The sequence below is a fragment of the Pulveribacter suum genome, from assembly GCF_003013695.1.
GTDB classification, from domain to species: domain Bacteria; phylum Pseudomonadota; class Gammaproteobacteria; order Burkholderiales; family Burkholderiaceae_C; genus Melaminivora; species Melaminivora suum.
The window spans coordinates 1,054,806-1,070,685 of record NZ_CP027792.1; the positions used below are offsets into that span (position 1 = coordinate 1,054,806).

At 70.7% G+C, this 15,880-nt stretch carries 17 protein-coding genes; 12 read left to right on the forward strand and 5 right to left on the reverse strand.

All coding sequences use genetic code 11. The annotated features are described in order from the left end of the window. The first annotated feature begins 78 nt into the window (after positions 1-78). Entirely contained in the window at positions 79-960 is an 882-nt protein-coding gene (locus C7H73_RS04770; protein ID WP_106845592.1) for a cytochrome c oxidase subunit 3, read from the forward strand. A 185-nt stretch (positions 961-1,145) separates the two neighbouring features. Here the strand turns inward: C7H73_RS04770 and C7H73_RS04775 are convergent, their stop codons facing one another. After that, on the reverse strand, positions 1,146-1,379 hold the full coding sequence (locus C7H73_RS04775; RefSeq protein WP_193483940.1) for a twin transmembrane helix small protein: 234 nt from the start codon (positions 1,377-1,379) through the stop codon (positions 1,146-1,148). Between the two features lie 15 nt (positions 1,380-1,394). On the opposite strand from C7H73_RS04775, the gene C7H73_RS04780 reads away from it, so the two are divergent. The 6 genes from C7H73_RS04780 (at position 1,395) to C7H73_RS04805 (ending at position 7,473) form a co-directional block, all read left to right on the forward strand. Further along, entirely contained in the window at positions 1,395-2,171 is a 777-nt protein-coding gene (locus tag C7H73_RS04780; RefSeq protein ID WP_106845594.1) for an SURF1 family protein, read from the forward strand. Continuing rightward, positions 2,125-2,883, forward strand: coding sequence for a hypothetical protein (locus C7H73_RS04785; protein WP_106845595.1), 759 nt, complete (start codon positions 2,125-2,127; stop codon positions 2,881-2,883). Before C7H73_RS04780 ends, C7H73_RS04785 begins: the two co-directional genes overlap by 47 nt. Then, positions 2,883-4,079: a COX15/CtaA family protein gene (locus C7H73_RS04790; protein WP_106845596.1), complete on the forward strand. Its 1,197-nt coding sequence runs from the start codon at positions 2,883-2,885 to the stop codon at positions 4,077-4,079. Before C7H73_RS04785 ends, C7H73_RS04790 begins: the two co-directional genes overlap by 1 nt. Continuing rightward, the gene (cyoE, locus tag C7H73_RS04795) at positions 4,076-4,993 is read left to right on the forward strand and encodes a heme o synthase (protein WP_106845597.1); all 918 of its coding nucleotides are present in this window, start codon (positions 4,076-4,078) and stop codon (positions 4,991-4,993) included. Before C7H73_RS04790 ends, cyoE begins: the two co-directional genes overlap by 4 nt. Next, positions 4,993-5,616: an SCO family protein gene (locus C7H73_RS04800; RefSeq protein WP_106845598.1), complete on the forward strand. Its 624-nt coding sequence runs from the start codon at positions 4,993-4,995 to the stop codon at positions 5,614-5,616. The genes cyoE and C7H73_RS04800 overlap by 1 nt, the downstream gene beginning before the upstream one ends. A 78-nt stretch (positions 5,617-5,694) precedes the next feature. Next, positions 5,695-7,473 (forward strand): putative bifunctional diguanylate cyclase/phosphodiesterase, encoded by a 1,779-nt coding sequence (locus C7H73_RS04805; protein ID WP_106845599.1) that lies wholly within the window; start codon positions 5,695-5,697, stop codon positions 7,471-7,473. Between the two features lie 11 nt (positions 7,474-7,484). Here the strand turns inward: C7H73_RS04805 and C7H73_RS04810 are convergent, their stop codons facing one another. The 3 genes from C7H73_RS04810 to rpoH form a co-directional block, all read right to left on the reverse strand. Next, positions 7,485-7,754, reverse strand: a complete 270-nt coding sequence (locus C7H73_RS04810; protein WP_106845600.1) for a hypothetical protein — start codon at positions 7,752-7,754, stop codon at positions 7,485-7,487. Between the two features lie 188 nt (positions 7,755-7,942). Beyond that, on the reverse strand, positions 7,943-8,965 hold the full coding sequence (locus C7H73_RS04815; RefSeq protein WP_106845601.1) for a Bug family tripartite tricarboxylate transporter substrate binding protein: 1,023 nt from the start codon (positions 8,963-8,965) through the stop codon (positions 7,943-7,945). Positions 8,966-9,101: 136 nt separating this feature from the next. After that, a complete protein-coding gene (gene rpoH, locus C7H73_RS04820) occupies positions 9,102-10,031 on the reverse strand; it encodes an RNA polymerase sigma factor RpoH (RefSeq protein ID WP_106845602.1) in 930 nt (309 codons plus the stop codon). A gap of 203 nt (positions 10,032-10,234) precedes the next feature. Between rpoH and cutA the strand changes: the two genes are divergently transcribed. Further along, a complete protein-coding gene (cutA, locus tag C7H73_RS04825; protein WP_106845603.1) occupies positions 10,235-10,561 on the forward strand; it encodes a divalent-cation tolerance protein CutA in 327 nt (108 codons plus the stop codon). Between the two features lie 16 nt (positions 10,562-10,577). Here cutA and ftsY read toward each other — a convergent pair whose 3' ends face one another. Then, positions 10,578-11,720, reverse strand: a complete 1,143-nt coding sequence (gene ftsY, locus C7H73_RS04830) for a signal recognition particle-docking protein FtsY (protein ID WP_106845604.1) — start codon at positions 11,718-11,720, stop codon at positions 10,578-10,580. Positions 11,721-11,749: 29 nt separating this feature from the next. On the opposite strand from ftsY, the gene C7H73_RS04835 reads away from it, so the two are divergent. The 4 genes from C7H73_RS04835 (at position 11,750) to coaD (ending at position 15,820) form a co-directional block, all read left to right on the forward strand. Beyond that, entirely contained in the window at positions 11,750-13,192 is a 1,443-nt protein-coding gene (locus C7H73_RS04835) for a M16 family metallopeptidase (RefSeq protein WP_106845605.1), read from the forward strand. A gap of 26 nt (positions 13,193-13,218) precedes the next feature. Continuing rightward, positions 13,219-14,598 (forward strand): M16 family metallopeptidase, encoded by a 1,380-nt coding sequence (locus C7H73_RS04840; RefSeq protein WP_106845606.1) that lies wholly within the window; start codon positions 13,219-13,221, stop codon positions 14,596-14,598. After that, positions 14,595-15,203, forward strand: coding sequence for a 16S rRNA (guanine(966)-N(2))-methyltransferase RsmD (rsmD, locus tag C7H73_RS04845; RefSeq protein WP_106845607.1), 609 nt, complete (start codon positions 14,595-14,597; stop codon positions 15,201-15,203). The genes C7H73_RS04840 and rsmD overlap by 4 nt, the downstream gene beginning before the upstream one ends. A 128-nt stretch (positions 15,204-15,331) precedes the next feature. Then, complete coding sequence (coaD, locus tag C7H73_RS04850; protein WP_106845608.1) at positions 15,332-15,820, forward strand: pantetheine-phosphate adenylyltransferase; 489 nt, start codon at positions 15,332-15,334, stop codon at positions 15,818-15,820. The last annotated feature ends 60 nt before the right edge of the window (positions 15,821-15,880 follow it).

Genomic DNA, 15,880 nt, shown 5'->3' on the forward strand with positions numbered 1-15,880 from the left:
TGGTGGCGGATGGACGAACAACAAACAACATGACGCCGGATCGACACCGGCAAGAGATCTTGAGATCGAGGAGCTGACATGAGTGCAACCACCCCGGGCACCGCGCCCTACTACTACGTCCCTGCAGAGTCGCGCCATCCCATCATGGCGGCGATCGGCCTGTTCTTCGTGATCATGGGCGCCAGCCAGTGGATCAACGGCACCGAGTGGGGCAAGTATTCCTTCTGGTTCGGCATCGTCTGGTGGCTGTTCGTGCTGTTCCAGTGGTTCCGCGAGGCTGCACACGAGAGCGAGCGCGGCCTGTACGGGCGCAAGATCGACCTGTCGTACCGCTGGAGCATGAGCTGGTTCATCTTCTCCGAGGTAATGTTCTTCGGCGCCTTCTTCACGGCCCTGTGGTGGGCGCGCGCGCACTCGGTGCCGGCGCTGGGCGGCGTTGAAAACAGCCTGCTGTGGCCCGGCTTCAAGGCCGTCTGGCCCAGCCTGGCGGCTGGCGCCACCGCTTCGCCCGCCGGCACGGTGGAGCCGTTCCAGACCGTCGGCCCGTTCTGGCTGCCCACCATCAACACCGCGCTGCTGCTGACTTCCGGTGTCACGCTGACCATCGCCCACCACGCGCTGCGCCTGGGCCAGCGCGCGCGCACCATCGCCTTCATGTGGATTACGGTGCTGCTGGGCATCATCTTCCTGTGCGTGCAGGGCTACGAGTACTACCACCTGTACACCGAGCTGAACCTGAAGCTGACCTCGGGCGTGTTCGGCTCCACGTTCTTCCTGCTCACGGGCTTTCATGGCTTTCACGTGTTTGTTGGCATGCTGATGCTGCTGTTCATCACGCTGCGGCTGCAAAGCGGCCACTTTACGGCCGAGCGCCACTTCGGCTTCGAGGGCGCCGCCTGGTACTGGCACTTCGTGGACGTGGTCTGGCTGGGTCTGTACATCCTGGTGTACTGGATGTGACGGGCCAGTCGCTCAAGGCCGACAAGAAAAGCGCCGCAAGGCGCTTTTTTTACGGGCTGCCTTGCGAGCGGCAGGCAACTATCAAAATGAGAGCTGCTGGCGCTTGCTTCAAGCCATTTTGCGTATGAAAACAGTCGAAGAAGCGCGCCAGCCAAGCGCTGGCAGCTCACTTTTATATAGTGCCGTCAGTTCGATCCAACCGGCAGGCCCGTGGGCTGGATGTAGCCCAGCTTCCAGGCCAGCAGCAGGCACAGGAACAGCGCGACCGACAGGCCCACGCGCAGCGCCAGCGACCAGGCCATGCGCGCGCTGCGCTTGCGGTCGTCGTCGCCGGGCCGGCTGCCGCGCATCATGAAAAACAGCGCCGACGCCAGGCTGGCAAGAATGGCGAGAAACGCCAGGGCCACGAGGATCTTCATGGAAGGCATTATCTGGTGAACACCGACCGCCGCGCACGCCTGGGCTGGCGCTTTTGGCTGATCACGCTGGCCGCGCTGGCGGCGGTGGTGCTCACCGCATCGCTGGGGCGCTGGCAGCTGTCGCGCGCCGCGCAAAAGCTGGCGCTGCAGGCTGCCCTGGACGAGCGCGCGGCCCAGCCGCCGCTGGCCATGCAGAGCCTGGCCGAAGTGCGTGATGACCGCGCCCTGCAGCCGCTGCTGCACCGCCAGGTGCAGCTGCGCGGCCAGTGGGTGCAAGGCGCCAGCGTCTTCCTCGACAACCGCCAGATGTACGGGCGCCCGGGCTTTTTCGTGTTCACGCCGCTGCGGCTGGCGCTGCCCGCGGGCGCGGAGCCGGGCGCCGTGGTGCTGGTGCAGCGCGGCTGGGTGCTGCGCGACTTCCTGCAGCGCACCCGCCTGCCCGAAGTGGCCACGCCCGCCGGCGACGTGCAGCTGCAGGGCCGCGTGGCCGGTGCGCCCTCGCGGCTGTATGAATTCCAGCCGTCGGCCGGCACCGGCCCAGGGTCTTCGCGCATCCGGCAAAATCTCGACCTGGCGGCCTTTGCCGCCGAGACCGGCCTGCCGCTGCTGCCCCTGTCGGTGGTGCAGACCGGCGCGGGCTCAGGCGGCCTGTCGCGCGACTGGCCCGCCGTGGACAACGGCGTGGACAAGCACTACGGCTACGCATTCCAATGGTTCGGGCTGTGCGCCCTGGTGGCAATCCTCTATGTCTGGTTCCAACTCGTCCGACGCTTCGCTCGCCCGCGGCCCTGACCTCTCCGCGCGCAGCAGCGCCGCCCCCGACGAGCCGCTGGGCCTGACGGTGCACACGCTGCCGCAGGCCGGCGACGCGCTGGCCACGCTGCAGCGCTCGCGCCGCGGGCGCTGGCAGATGCTGGGCCTGCTGCTGGTGTGCGCGGCGCCGGTCATCGCGTCCTACTTCACCTACTACGTCATCCGGCCCGAGGGGCGGCGCAACTTCGGCGAGCTGATCGAGCCGCAGCGCCCCATGCCGGCCGCGCTGCGCGCCACCGGCCCCGACGGCGCCCCGCACCTGCTGGACGAGCTGCGCGGCCAGTGGCTGCTGGTCAGCACCGCCGGCGGCGCCTGCGAGGGCAGCTGCCGCAACAACCTGTACCTGCAGCGCCAGCTGCGCGAGAGCATGGGCCGCGACAAGGACCGCATGGACTGGGTCTGGCTGGTCACCGACGACGCCCCGCTGCCCGGGGACATCAGCCCTGCCCTGGCCCAGGCCACCGTGCTGCGCGCTTCGCAGCAGGACGTGCAGCAGTGGCTGGCCCCGGCCGCAGGCCATCCGATGGATGAGCACCTCTACGTGATCGACCCCCACGGCAACTGGATGATGCGCTTTCCCGCCCGGCTCGACCGCGAAGGCGCCGCCCGCGCCAAGCGCGACCTGGAGCGCCTGCTGCGCGCCTCCGCGCCCTGGGACAAGGCCGGCCGCCAGCCGCCGGAGCCGCGCTGATGGCGCCTTCGTCCGTGCAGCCGCTGTATGACCTGGCGCCCCTGCTGGAGCTGATGGCGCTGGGCCTGCTGATCGCCGCGCTGCCGCTGGCCTGGGTCTGGCGCAAGCACCGCGGCCGCACGCCGGCCGCGCGCGTGCAGGCGCTGCTGGTGCTGACGCTGTTTCTGACCTTCGACCTGGTGCTGTTCGGCGCCTTCACGCGGCTGACCGACTCCGGCCTGGGCTGCCCCGACTGGCCCGGCTGCTACGGCAGCGCCAGCCCGGTGGGCGCGCGCGCCGAGATCTCTGCCGCCCAGGCGGCCCTGCCCAGCGGCCCCGTTACGCACGGCAAGGCCTGGGTGGAGATGATCCACCGCTACCTGGCCACCGGCGTGGGTGTGCTCATCATCGTGCTCACCGTGCTGGCCTGGCGCGAGCACCTGCGCCGCCGGCGCGCGGGGAGCGCGGAGGGCGTGCTGATCAACCCCTGGTGGCCCACGCTCACGCTCCTCTGGGTCTGCCTGCAGGGCGCCTTTGGCGCACTCACCGTGACCATGAAGCTGTTCCCGGCCATCGTCACCCTGCACCTGCTGGGCGGCGCGGTGCTGCTGGCACTGCTGTGCGCCCAGGCCGTGCGCGTCGGCCAGCGCGTGCAGGGCGCGGCGGCCCAGCCGCTGCCGCAGGCTCTGCGGCTGGCGCTGGCCGGCACTGCGGCCCTGGTGCTGGCGCAGCTGCTGCTGGGCGGCTGGGTCAGCACCAACTATGCCGTGCTGGCCTGCAGCACCTTCCCGCAGTGCCAGGGCGCGTGGTGGCCCGACATGGCCTTTGCCGAAGGTTTTGAGCTGTGGCGCCCGCTGGGCCTGCGCGGCGACGGCAGCCACATCAGCTTCGCCGCCCTCACCGCCATCCATTACGCGCACCGCCTGGCCGCCTATGGGGTGCTGGCCGCGCTGGGCCTGCTGGCCTGGCGGCTGGGGCGTGTGCCCGCGCTGCGTGTCCAGGCGCGCTGGCTGGCCGCGCTGGCGCTGGCGCAGCTGGCCACCGGCCTGTCCAACGTGGTGCTGGGCTGGCCGCTGGCCGCCGCCGTGCTGCACACCGGCGGCGCCGCGGCGCTGGTGGTGGTGCTGACCTGGGCGCTGGCCGCCAGCCGCAGCCAGGCCGCCGCGGCCACGGCCGCTGCCGCCGCGCCCTTTTCCGCAAAGAGAGTTTCTGCATGAGTGCCGCCCCCGCACCCCCGACCGCCCCCGCCGCCCACGCCCTGCCGCCGCGGGTGGCGCAGTTCTACGCCCTGACCAAGCCGCGCGTGGTGCAGCTGATCGTGTTTTGTGCCTTCATCGGCATGGTGCTGGCCGTGCCCGGCCTGCCCGGCGCTGCGCAGTGGGGCCAGATGGCCGTGGCCAGCGCCGGCATCTGGCTGGTGGCCGGCGCGGCAGCCGCCTTCAACTGCCTGGTGGAGCGCGGCATCGACGCGCGCATGAAGCGCACCGCCTGGCGGCCCACGGCGCGCGGCGAGCTGTCGGGCACGCAGGCGCTGGTGTTCTCGGCGCTGCTGTGCGCGGCTGGCTCGGCGCTGCTGTACTTCTTCGTCAACCCGCTGACCATGTGGCTGACGTTTGCCACCTTCGTGGGCTACGCCGTCATCTACACCGTCATCCTCAAGCCCCTGACGCCGCAGAACATCGTGATCGGCGGCGCTTCCGGGGCCATGCCGCCGGTGCTGGGCTGGGCGGCCATGACGGGCTACGTGGGGCCCGAGGCGCTCATCCTGTTCCTCATCATCTTCCTGTGGACGCCGCCGCACTTCTGGGCCCTGGCGCTGTACCGCGTGGAGGACTACCGCAAGGCCGGCCTGCCCATGCTGCCCGTCACGCACGGCAATGAGTTCACCCGGCTGCAGGTCTTTCTCTATACCCTGATCCTGTTCGCCGGCTGCCTGATGCCCTTCATCTACGGCATGAGCTCGTGGATCTACCTGGTGGCCGCCATCGGCCTGGGGCTGGGCTTTTGCGCCTACGGCTTCGCGCTGTGGCGGCACTATTCCGACCAGCTGGCGCGCAAGACCTTCCGTTTCTCCCTGATCCACCTGAGCGTGCTGTTCGCCGCGCTGCTGGTGGACCACTACGTTCTGTAATGCCGATCATCAACCGCCGTTTTGCTCTTAAAAATATAGCTACCTGCGCAGTGTCCGCGGGCGCTGCAGCCGTTTTTCTTGCTGCCTGCTCGCCCAAGGGCGCAAGCTTCCAGGGGGTGGACGTCACGGGCGCCGACTACGCGCGCGACCTGCCCCTGACCGACCAGCACGGCCAGCGCCGCAGCCTGAAGGAATTCGCCGGCAAGGTGGTGGTCGTGTTCTTCGGCTACACCCAGTGCCCGGACGTGTGCCCCACCTCCATGGGCGAGCTGGCCGAGGTCAAGCGCGCCCTGGGCGCCGACGGCGATCGCCTGCAGGGCATCTTCGTCACCGTGGACCCGGAGCGCGACACGCCCGAGGTGCTCAAGGCCTACATGGCCAGCTTCGACCCCAGCTTCATCGCCCTGCACGGCACGCCCGAAGAGCTGGCCGCCGTCGCCAAGGACTTCAAGATCTACTACAAGCGCGTGGAGGGCAGCACCCCCACCAGCTACACCATGGACCACTCGGCCGGCAACTACGTCTATGACCCCGCCGGCCGCCTGCGCCTGTACCACCGCTACGGCAGTGGCACCCAGGCCCTGGCCGCGGACGTGCGTGCGCTGCTGGATGAAGCGCGCTGACGCCTGCCGGCAAACTGTCGTCTGCGCCACCTTCGCGGCAGCGCGCACCGGCCCGGCGCTTCGACTACAGTGCGTTACATGTTGACCGCAGCCGCCTCGCCCGGCGGTTCCCCCCGGGCCGCAGCTGCGCCGCCGACTGACGCGGCCGCCCCGGCCCTGCAGGCCACGCCGCTGGAGCGCGCCGCCATGGACGCCGCCCCCGACGGCATCCTGGTCGTGGACAGCCAGGGCCGCATCCAGATGGTCAACGCCCAGATGGAAAGCCTGTGCGGCTACACCAGTGAGCAGCTGGTGGGCCAGCCGGTGGAGCTGCTGGTTCCGGCGCATTTGCGCTGCGCCCACGTGGCGCACATGCAGCACTACCACGGCCAGCCCACACGCCGCAGCATGGGCAAGGGCGCCGACCTGTGGCTGGTGCGCCGCGACGGCAGCCAGCTGCCCGTGGACGTGGCGCTGGGCCACTCGGCCGCCTATGGCGGCACGGTGGTGGCCTTCGTGCGCGACATGTCCGAGCTGCGCCTGCTGCAGGCGCGCATGCATTACCAGGCCACGCACGACACCCTGACCGGCCTGGCCAACCGCTGGCACTTCGGCCAGTGCCTGGAACAGGCCATCGCCGCGCACACGCCCCAGAGCGCCCGGCCCTTTGCCCTGCTGCTGCTGGACCTGGACGACTTCAAAGCCATCAACGACGGCTACGGCCACGCCGCCGGCGACCTGGTGCTGCGCGAGGTCGCCCGGCGCCTGCAGGACGAGCTGGGCGCGGCCGGCACGCTGGCGCGCCTGGGCGGCGATGAATTCACCGTGCTGCTGCCGGGCGTGGGCACGCAGGCCGAGGCCGAGCGCATCGCCGCGCGGCTGATCAGGGCGCTGTGCCTGCCCTGCCGGCTGCAGGGCTTCGAGCTGGACTTCGGCGCCAGCCTGGGTATCGCCCTGTTCCCGCATGACGCGCGCGACGCCGAAACGCTGTTGCGCTTTGCCGACATGGCGATGTACCACGCCAAGCAGCTGGGCCGCGCGCGCCACGCCTGCTACGCGCCCGAACTGGGCGAACGCGTGGCCGACAAGATCCGTGTGCACGAACGCCTGCGCCTGGCCCTGGCCACGGGCGAGGGCCTGGTGCTGCACTACCAGCCGCAGGTGGAGGTGGCCAGCGGGCGCATGGTGGCCGTGGAGGCGCTGCTGCGCTGGCATGACGCGCAGCTGGGCGACGTGGCGCCGGCGCGCTTCGTGCCGGTGGCCGAGGCCACCGGCCTCATCCTGGAGCTGGGCGCCTGGGTCATGGCTGAGGCCTGCCGGCAGATCGCGCGCTGGCGCGGCCAGGGCCTGGCGCTGCGCGTGGCGGTGAACCTGTCGGCCCAGCAGCTGCGCCAGAGCGACCTGGTGGAGCAGGTGGCGCACAACCTGCGCGAGCACGGCGTGCCGCCCGGGCAGCTGGAGCTGGAGGTGACCGAATCCCAGGCCATGGCCGACCCGCAGCAGGCCCGCCAGGTGCTGGGCGCGCTGCGCGCCCTGGGCGTGGAGCTGGCGCTGGACGACTTCGGCACCGGCCAGTCCTCGCTGGCCTGGCTGCGCGAGCTGCCTGTCACGCACATCAAGGTGGACCGCGAATTCCTGCACGACGTGCCGCACGACGCGGCCGACGCCACCCTGGTGCGCGCCGTGCTGGCCCTGGCCCACACCATGTGCCTGAAGGTGGTGGCCGAAGGGGTGGAGCGCGAAGAGCAGCTGCACTGGCTGCGCGCGCTGGGCTGCGAGCTGTACCAGGGCTGGCTGTTCGCCAAGGCCCTGCCGCCCCAGGCCGTGCAGGCGCTGCACGCCGGCCAGGGCGCGCACGGCCACGCGCTGCCGGCCTGAAGCGTCCCGCGTCAGGCCGCTGCTGGCGCCGACGTCCTTTTGGTGCGAGCGCCCTTGGCCCAGGCCGACAGCTGCGCCCGCTCGATCTCGCACTGCCAGCGGGCGCGGCGCGCCAGCGCCTGCTCGCGCTCCAGCAGCGCCAGGGCACGCGCCACCGATTCGCGCGCGGTCGCCAGCAGCGCTGGCAGTACCACTTGGCCGGGCAGTCGCACCAGCGTGCTGCGCTGCAGCTCGGTCCGCTGCAGCAGCGCGCCTGCCAGCTGGGCGGGCACGCCGCGCACGCGGGCGGCGCGGTGGCGGGATTTTGATATAAAAAAGGCCTCCGGCCCTTGACTGTCAAGCGCTGGCAGCTATCAAATTGATAGTGGGGTGACACCCGGGGCGCGTGTGGGCGCCCGCGTGCCGCCGCTGCCGGCGCCGCCGAATGACCTCGGTCACCCGGCGGGGCAGCGCGGCCGACGGCCCCGGCTTACTGCGCGGTGATCTTCTGCTCGCGGATCACCCGGCCCATGGCGGCCGTGTCGGCCTGCATGCGGTTGGCCAGCCCTTCGGCGGACGAGCCCACGGCCTGCCAGCCCTGGGCGAACAGCTTGGCGCGCACGTCGGGGCTGCGGGCGATGCCGGCCAGCACGGCCGACAGGCGCGCGCGCACGGGCGCGGGCAGGCCCACGGGCGCGGCAAAGGCGTTCCAGATCTCCAGCTGGAAGTCGCGTACGCCGGCCTCGGCCAGGCTGGGCACTTCGGGCGCCAGCGTACTGCGGCCGGCGGACGTCACGCCGATGCGGCGGATCTTGCCGGCGCGCTCCTGCGACAGGGCCAGCGCCGGTGGCAGCAGCGCCATCTGCAGCTGCCCGCCGCCCATGGCGGTGGCCACCTGCGGGTAGCCGGGGTAGGGGATGTGCACCGGGTTGATGCCGGTGCGTGCCTTCAGCAGCTCCGTGCCCAGGTGGCCTACTGTGCCCACGCCTGGGGTGCCGTAGCTCCAGCGATCGCCTGCGGCGCGCGCCGCATCCAGAAAGGCGCGCGCATCGCCGCTGGAAGGCACGCCATCCTGCCCCACGGGGGCCGTGAGCACCAGCGGCGACACGCCGATCAGCGACAGCGGCGCCAGGTCGCGCGCCGGGTCGTAGGCCACCTGCGGGTTGATCAACCGGGCGATCGTCAGGTTGCCGTTGATGAACAGGCCGATGGTGTGGCCATCCGTCGCCTTGGCCACCGCATCGGCGCCAATGTTGCCGCCCGCGCCGACCTTGTTGTCCACGATGACCGGCTGGCCCAGGGCCTGCGACAGCGGCTCGGCAAAGGTGCGCGCCGTCAGGTCGGGTGAGGAGCCGGGCGGAAAGCCCACGATGATGCGCACCGTTTTGGCCGGCCAGCCGGGCGTGGCGGGCGTGGCAGGCGCGGCAGCGCCCTGGGCCTGCTGGGCGATGCCCCAGGCGGGGGCGAGCGCGAGGGCGGCGGCCAGGGCGAGCAGGGGGCGGCGAGCGGTCATGGGGGAAGTCTCCTGGAGTGATGCGGCGCGCAGCCCTGCCAAGGGCCGCGCGCATGAAAAAAGGCGCGCCGCCCGGGCAGGGCAGCGCGCCTTGAATTATCCGCCCGGCCCTTGGCAGGGCCGGCGGGGCAGGGGGTCAGGCGTATTCGGCCAGCGTCTTGCGCATCTTCTTCATGGCCGCCACCTCAATCTGGCGGATGCGCTCGGCGCTCACGCCGTATTCGGCCGCCAGCTGGTGCAGCGTCATGCCGCCCGAGCCATCGTCATTCACCTGCAGCCAGCGCTGCTCCACGATGCGGCGGCTGCGCGCGTCCAGGCTGTCCAGCGCGGTGGCGATGCCGTCGGTGGCCAGCTCGTCGCGCTGGCGCGACTCGATCATGGCCGTGGGCTCGTGCGCGGCGTCCGCCAAGTAGGCGATGGGGCCGAAGGCGTGCTCGCCGTCGTCGCTGGGCGCAGGGTCCAGCAGCACGTCGCCGCCGGACAGGCGGGTCTCCATCTCGATCACGTCCTCGCGCTTGACGTTCAGCTGCTCGGCCATCAGATCGATTTCCTGCTCGGACAGCGTGTCGCGATGGGTGTCCAGCGCATCGGCCTTGAAGCCCTGCTTCATCGAGCGCAGGTTGAAGAACAGCTTGCGCTGCGCCTTGGTGGTGGCCACCTTCACCATGCGCCAGTTCTTCAGGATGTACTCATGGATCTCGGCCTTGATCCAGTGCATGGCGTAGCTCACCAGGCGCACGCCCTGGTCGGGGTCGAAGCGCTTGACGGCCTTCATCAAGCCCACGTTGCCTTCCTGGATCAGGTCGCCGTGCGGCAGGCCGTAGCCCAGATACTGGCGCGAGATCGACACCACCAGCCGCAGATGCGACAGCACCAGCCGGCCGGCCGCGTCCACGTTGCCGTCATCGCGCAGCTGGCGCGCGTAGCGCTGCTCTTCCTCTTGCGTCAGCAGGGGGATGCGGTTGGCGGCAGTGATGTACGCGTCCAGATTGCCCAGCGGTGGCACCAGGGCCCAGGCGCCGGCGGTGGCCAGCGAGCTCGCGGAAGGGGCAGCCTGGAGGGTCATGGCAGATGTCCTTTCATGTAACTTGAATCTCATATTAGCACTCGGTTAGAGAGAGTGCTAAGGCCATAAGTTCCTGTCGTGCCGTAGGAGGGTGGCGCATGCTGGAGCTATCCTCTTTCCAGTGCATTTGTTTCAGTGCATTTTTGCCTTCAACGCTTGCTGGTCAAGCGCGGGCAGCTATCAAATTTGATGAGGAGAGCCCTATGGTCGACGACGAAGCCGCCCTTGCCATCGTGACCACCACCGTGCCCAGCCAGCAGGATGCCTCTCGCTTGGCCGCGGCAGCCGTGCAGCAGCGCCTGGCGGCCTGCGTGCAGGTGGAGGCGATCGCCTCGCACTACGTCTGGCAGGGCGGGCAGTGCGAGGATGCCGAGTGGCGCCTGGCCTGCAAGACGCTGGCGGCCGCCGCCCCGGCCTTGCGCGCCTGGCTGCGCGCGCAGCACCCTTACGAGGTGCCGCAGCTGCTCACGCACACGGTGCAGGCCGAAGCCGACTACGCCCGGTGGGTGGCGCATCAGGTGGACGGCTGAAGCCCGCCCCCGCCGGTCAGGCCAGCAGCGCCTGGGCGAATTCGCGGGCGCTGAAGGTTTCCAGGTCTTCCACGCGCTCGCCCACGCCGATGAAATAGACCGGGATCGGCCGCTCCTGCGCGATGGCCGCCAGCACGCCGCCCTTGGCCGTGCCGTCCAGCTTGGTCACGATCAGGCCGGTGAGCGAGAGCGCATCGTCGAAGGCGCGCACCTGGGCCAGCGCGTTCTGGCCGGTGTTGCCGTCGATGACCAGCAGCACCTCGTGCGGCGCGCCGGCGTCGGCCTTGGCGATCACGCGGCGGATCTTTTGCAGCTCCTGCATCAGGTGCAGTTGCGTGGGCAGGCGGCCGGCGGTGTCCACCAGCACCACGTCCTTGCCGCGGGCGCGCCCGGCGCTCACGGCGTCAAAACTGACGGCGGCCGGGTCGCCCCCCTCCTGGCTGACGATCTCCACCGTATTGCGCGTGGCCCACACGCCCAGCTGCTCGCGCGCGGCGGCGCGGAAGGTGTCGGCCGCGGCCAGCAGCACGCTCTGGCCGTGGTCGGCCAGGTGGCGGGTGAGCTTGCCGATGGAGGTGGTCTTGCCCGCGCCGTTGACGCCGGCGACCATGACCACGGTGGGTGTGTGCTCGCCGATGACCAGGGGCTTTTCCAGCGGGCGCAGCAGGTCGGCCAGGGCGTCGGCCAGCAGCGCCTTGACGGCGGCGGGCTCGGTGGTCTTGGTCTCCTTCACCCGGCGCTTGAGGTCTTGCAGCAGGTGCTGGGTGGCGCGCACGCCGGTGTCGGCCATCAGCAGGGCCTCTTCCAGCTCCTCGTACAGCGCGTCATTGATCTGCGTGCCGGTGAAGACGGTGGTGATGCTGGTGCCGGTTTTCTTCAGGCCGGTCTTCAGCCGCTCCACCCAGTGCTGGCGCGCGGCGCCGGCGGGCAGGGGCTTGTCCATGGGCTCGGCCACGGCCGGCGGGGCGCTGGGGGCGCCGGTGCCAAAGGACTTGCGCAGCCAGGCCATGGCACCGGCGCTCTCCGGCGCGGCGGGTGCGGCGGGCGTAGCAAGAGCAGCGGGCGCGGGGGCCGGGACGGGTGCGGCGGCCGGGGCGGGCGGCAGGGGCGCCTCGGCAGGGATGTCGTCGGGTGTTTTTTTCTTGAAGAAGCTGAACATTGGCGGGTTCTTAGAATCGCAGCCATTCTATGAAACGCGCTCTCACCCTTCTTGCCCTGCTGGCGGGCATGCACGCCCTGGCCCAGCAGCCCGCGTCCCCCGCGCCCGTTCATCCGCCGGCGTCCGAATCGGCCAAGGCCACTGGCGCGCAGCAGTTCACCTTGCAGAACGGCATGCAGCTCATCGTGCAGCCGGACCGGCGCGCGCCTACCGCGGTGCACATGGTGTGGCTGCGTGTGGGCTCCATGGACGAGGTGGACGGCACCTCGGGCGTGGCCCACGTGCTGGAGCACATGATGTTCAAGGGTTCCAAGACGCTGCCCCCGGGCGAGTTCTCGCGCCGCGTGGCGGCCTTAGGGGGGCAGGAGAACGCCTTCACCAGCCGCGACTACACGGGCTACTACCAGCAGATCCCCGCCAGCCGGCTGCAGGACGTGATGCAGCTCGAATCCGACCGCTTCGCCCACAACCAGTGGCCGGACGAGGAGTTCAAGCGCGAGCTGGAGGTGGTCAAGGAGGAGCGCCGCATGCGCACCGACGACCAGCCGCGCGCCTCCCTCATCGAGCAGCTGTATGCCAGCACCTTCATCGCCTCGCCCTACCGCCGCCCCGTGGTGGGCTGGATGAGCGACCTGGACGCGATGACGCCGGGCGACGCGCGCGAGTTCTACGCGCGCTGGTACGTGCCCGCCAACGCCGTCATCGTGGTGGCCGGCGACGTGGAGCCGGCCCAGGTGCTGGCCCTGGCGCAAAAGACCTACGGCGCCATTCCCGCGCGCGCCGTGCCGCCGCGCAAGCCGCGCGAGGAGCCCGAGCAAAAGGGCATGCGCCGCATCGCGTTCAAGGCGCCGGCCGACCAGGCCTACGTGGCCCTGGCCTTTCGCGTGCCCGGCCTGCAGCGGGTCAGCGAGCTGGCCGCCACCGACCGCGACGCGCTGGCGCTGATGGCGCTGTCGGCCGTGCTCAGCGGCTATGACGGCGCGCGGCTGCAGCGCGCGCTGACGCAAGGCGCCGACCGCGTGGCCGACAACGCGGGCAGCGACGCCTCCGTCGTCGGGCGCGGGCCGTCGCTGTTCCTGCTCAGCGGCGTGCCCGCCGCCGGCAAGAGCGCGCAGGATGTGGAAGCCGCCCTGCGCGCCGAGGTGGCGCGCGTGGCGCGCGAGGGCATCAGCGCGGCCGAGCTGTCGCGCGTGACCACGCAGTGGGCGGCCGGCACCATCTACGCCCGCGACTCGCTGCAGTCCCAGGCCAGCGACCTGGGCCACAACTGGGTGCAGGGCCTGCCGCTGGACGCCGACGAGCGATTGCTGCAGCTGCTGCGCGGCGTGACGCCGGCCGAGGTGCAGTCCGTGGCCGCGCGCTACTTCGGCGACGACCAGTTGACCGTCGCCACCCTGGTGCCCCAGCCCATGGCCGCCCGCCCCAGCAAGCCCGCCCCGGACGCCGCCGCGCCCGAAGGCCGCCTGCACTGACACCAAAGAAGAACAAGGGCACTGCCATGTCTCTCCTGAAAACTATCAAAACAATAGCTGCTCGCGCTTGCCTGGTAAGCGCTGGAGCCATTTTTTATACCCAATCGGCCTGGGCGCTGCTGCCCATCGAGCACTGGAGCGAGCCCAGCGGCGCGCGCGTCTGGCTGGTGCAAAGCCCGGCCATTCCCATGGTGGATGTGCAGGTGGACTTCGACGCCGGCACGCGCCGCGACCCGGCCGCGCAGGCCGGCCTGGCCAGCGCCTTCGCCCTGATGAGCAGCAAGGGCGTGCTGGCCGGCGCCGCGAGCGAGCCGGCGCTGGACGAAAACGACCTGGGCGAGGCCTGGGCCGACCTGGGCGCCAGTTTTGACGCCGGGGCCGAGCGCGACGGCCTGGCGTTTTCGCTGCGCTCGCTGACCGAGGCCGACTTGCTGGAGCGCGCTGCCCGCCTGGCCGCGCGCCAGCTGGGCCAGCCCAGCCTGCCCACCGCCGTCTGGCAGCGCGAGCGCGCCCGCTGGCAGGCCAGCATCCGCGAGGCCGACACCCGCCCCGGCACCGTGGCTGGCAAGGCCTTCGGCCAGGCCGTCTTTGGCAGCCACCCCTATGGCCAGTTCGCCACCGCGCAGACCCTCTCGGCCATCGAGGTGGCCGACCTGCAGGCCTACCAGTCGCGCTACCTGCAGGCCTGCCGCGCCCGCGTGTCCATCGTCGGCGCCGTCACCCGCGCCCAGGCGCAGGGCCTGGTGCAGACCCTGCTGTCGCGCCTGCCTGCGGGCGACGCCGCCGCCTGCGCGCCGCTGCCACCGGTGCCCGAGGTGCAACCGCTGGCACAGCCGGTGCAGGAAGACATCCCGTTCGCCTCGGCCCAGGCGCACGTGCTCATCGGCCAGCCCGGCTTCGTGCGGCGCGACCCGGACTTCCTGGCGCTGCTGGTGGGCAACCACATCCTGGGCGGCGGGGGCTTCACCTCGCGCCTGACGAACGAGGTGCGCGAAAAGCGCGGCCTGACCTACGGCGTGTACAGCCAGTTCAGCCCCGGGCTGAACGCCGGCGCCTTCGCCATCGGCCTGCAGACACGCCCCGACCAGGCCGCCCAGGCCGTGCAGCTGACGCGGGAGGTGCTGGAGCGCTTCGTTGCCGAAGGCCCGACCGAGGCCGAGCTGCGCGCTGCCAAGGACAACCTGGTGGGCGGCTTCGCCCTGCGCATCGACAGCAACCGCAAGCTGCTGGGCAATGTGGTCAACATCGCCTGGAACGATCTGCCGCTGGACTACCTGGAATACTGGACCGACCGCGTGGAGGCGATCACCGTGGCCGACATCCGCGCCGCCATGCAGCGCAAGCTGCAGCCCGCTCGCATGGTCACCGTGATCGTCGGCGCGCAGCAGCCAGGAGCCAAGCCATGAGCGCCGCACGCAAGAAAACCCCCGCCACTGCGCGCGTGCCCGGCCCGCCACCAGGCGAGGTGCGCATCATCGGCGGGCAGTGGAAGCGCTCCAAGCTGCCGGTGCCCGACAAGCCCGGGCTGCGCCCCACGCCCGACCGCGTACGCGAGACGCTGTTCAACTGGCTGGGCCAGGACCTGACCGGCTGGCATTGCCTGGACGCCTTTGCCGGCACGGGCGCCCTGGGGCTGGAGGCGGCCTCGCGCGGGGCCACGGCCGTGCTGCTGGTCGAGCACGACGCCGGCCTGTGCGCGGCACTGGCCCGGGCCGCCGAGCGCCTGCGCGCCTCGGCCGTGCGGGTGCAGTGCGGCGACGGCTTGGCCGCGCTGCGCGCCGCGTCGCCAGGCAGCCTGCACCTGGTGCTGCTCGATCCGCCTTTCGGACGGACCGAGTTCTTCGCCCCGGCGCTGGAAGCCGCCGCGCGCGCCATCGCCGCGGAGGGTTTCATCTACCTGGAGGCGCCCAGCCTCTGGGGCCCGGACGCCCTGGCCGCCAGCGGGCTGGCGCTGCACCGTCATCTGCACGCAGGCGCGGTGCATGCCCACCTATTGCGTCGGGTGACCTGACTTTCGCTATGCTTTTTATAGCTGTCCGCGCTGGCCAGGCAAGCGCCGGAGAGCGAAATTGCTGTCAATCCCGCAGCCGGGCCGCATAATTCGCCGCACTCTCCGCGTAAGTAAATAAGGACTCCGCCATGGCACACGTGATCGCCGTCTATCCCGGAACGTTCGATCCCATCACCCTGGGCCACGAAGACGTGGTGCGCCGCGCCGTGCAGCTGTTCGACGAGATCGTCGTGGCCGTGGCAGCCGGCCATCACAAGAAGACGCTGTTCACCCTGGAAGAGCGCATGACCATGGTGCGCGAAGCGATGCAGCCCTTTCCCCAGGTGCGGGTGGAAAGTTTTTCCGGCCTGATGCGCGACTTCATCGTCCAGCGCGGGGCCAAGGCCATGGTGCGGGGCCTGCGGGCAGTGACCGACTTCGACTATGAGTTTCAGCTGGCCGGCATGAACCGCCACCTGATGCCCGAGGTGGAAACGGTGTTCCTCACGCCCAGCGACAAATACCAGTTCATCAGCAGCACGTTCGTGCGCGAGATTGCCTCGCTGGGGGGCGAGGTGGACAAGTTCGTTTCGTTGGAGGTGCAGCAGCGGCTGCAGGACAAGCTGCGCGGCGGCTAGGCGCAGCAGCGCTCTTGCAGCACAAACAAAAAAGCCACCCGGCTACGGGTGGCTTTTTTG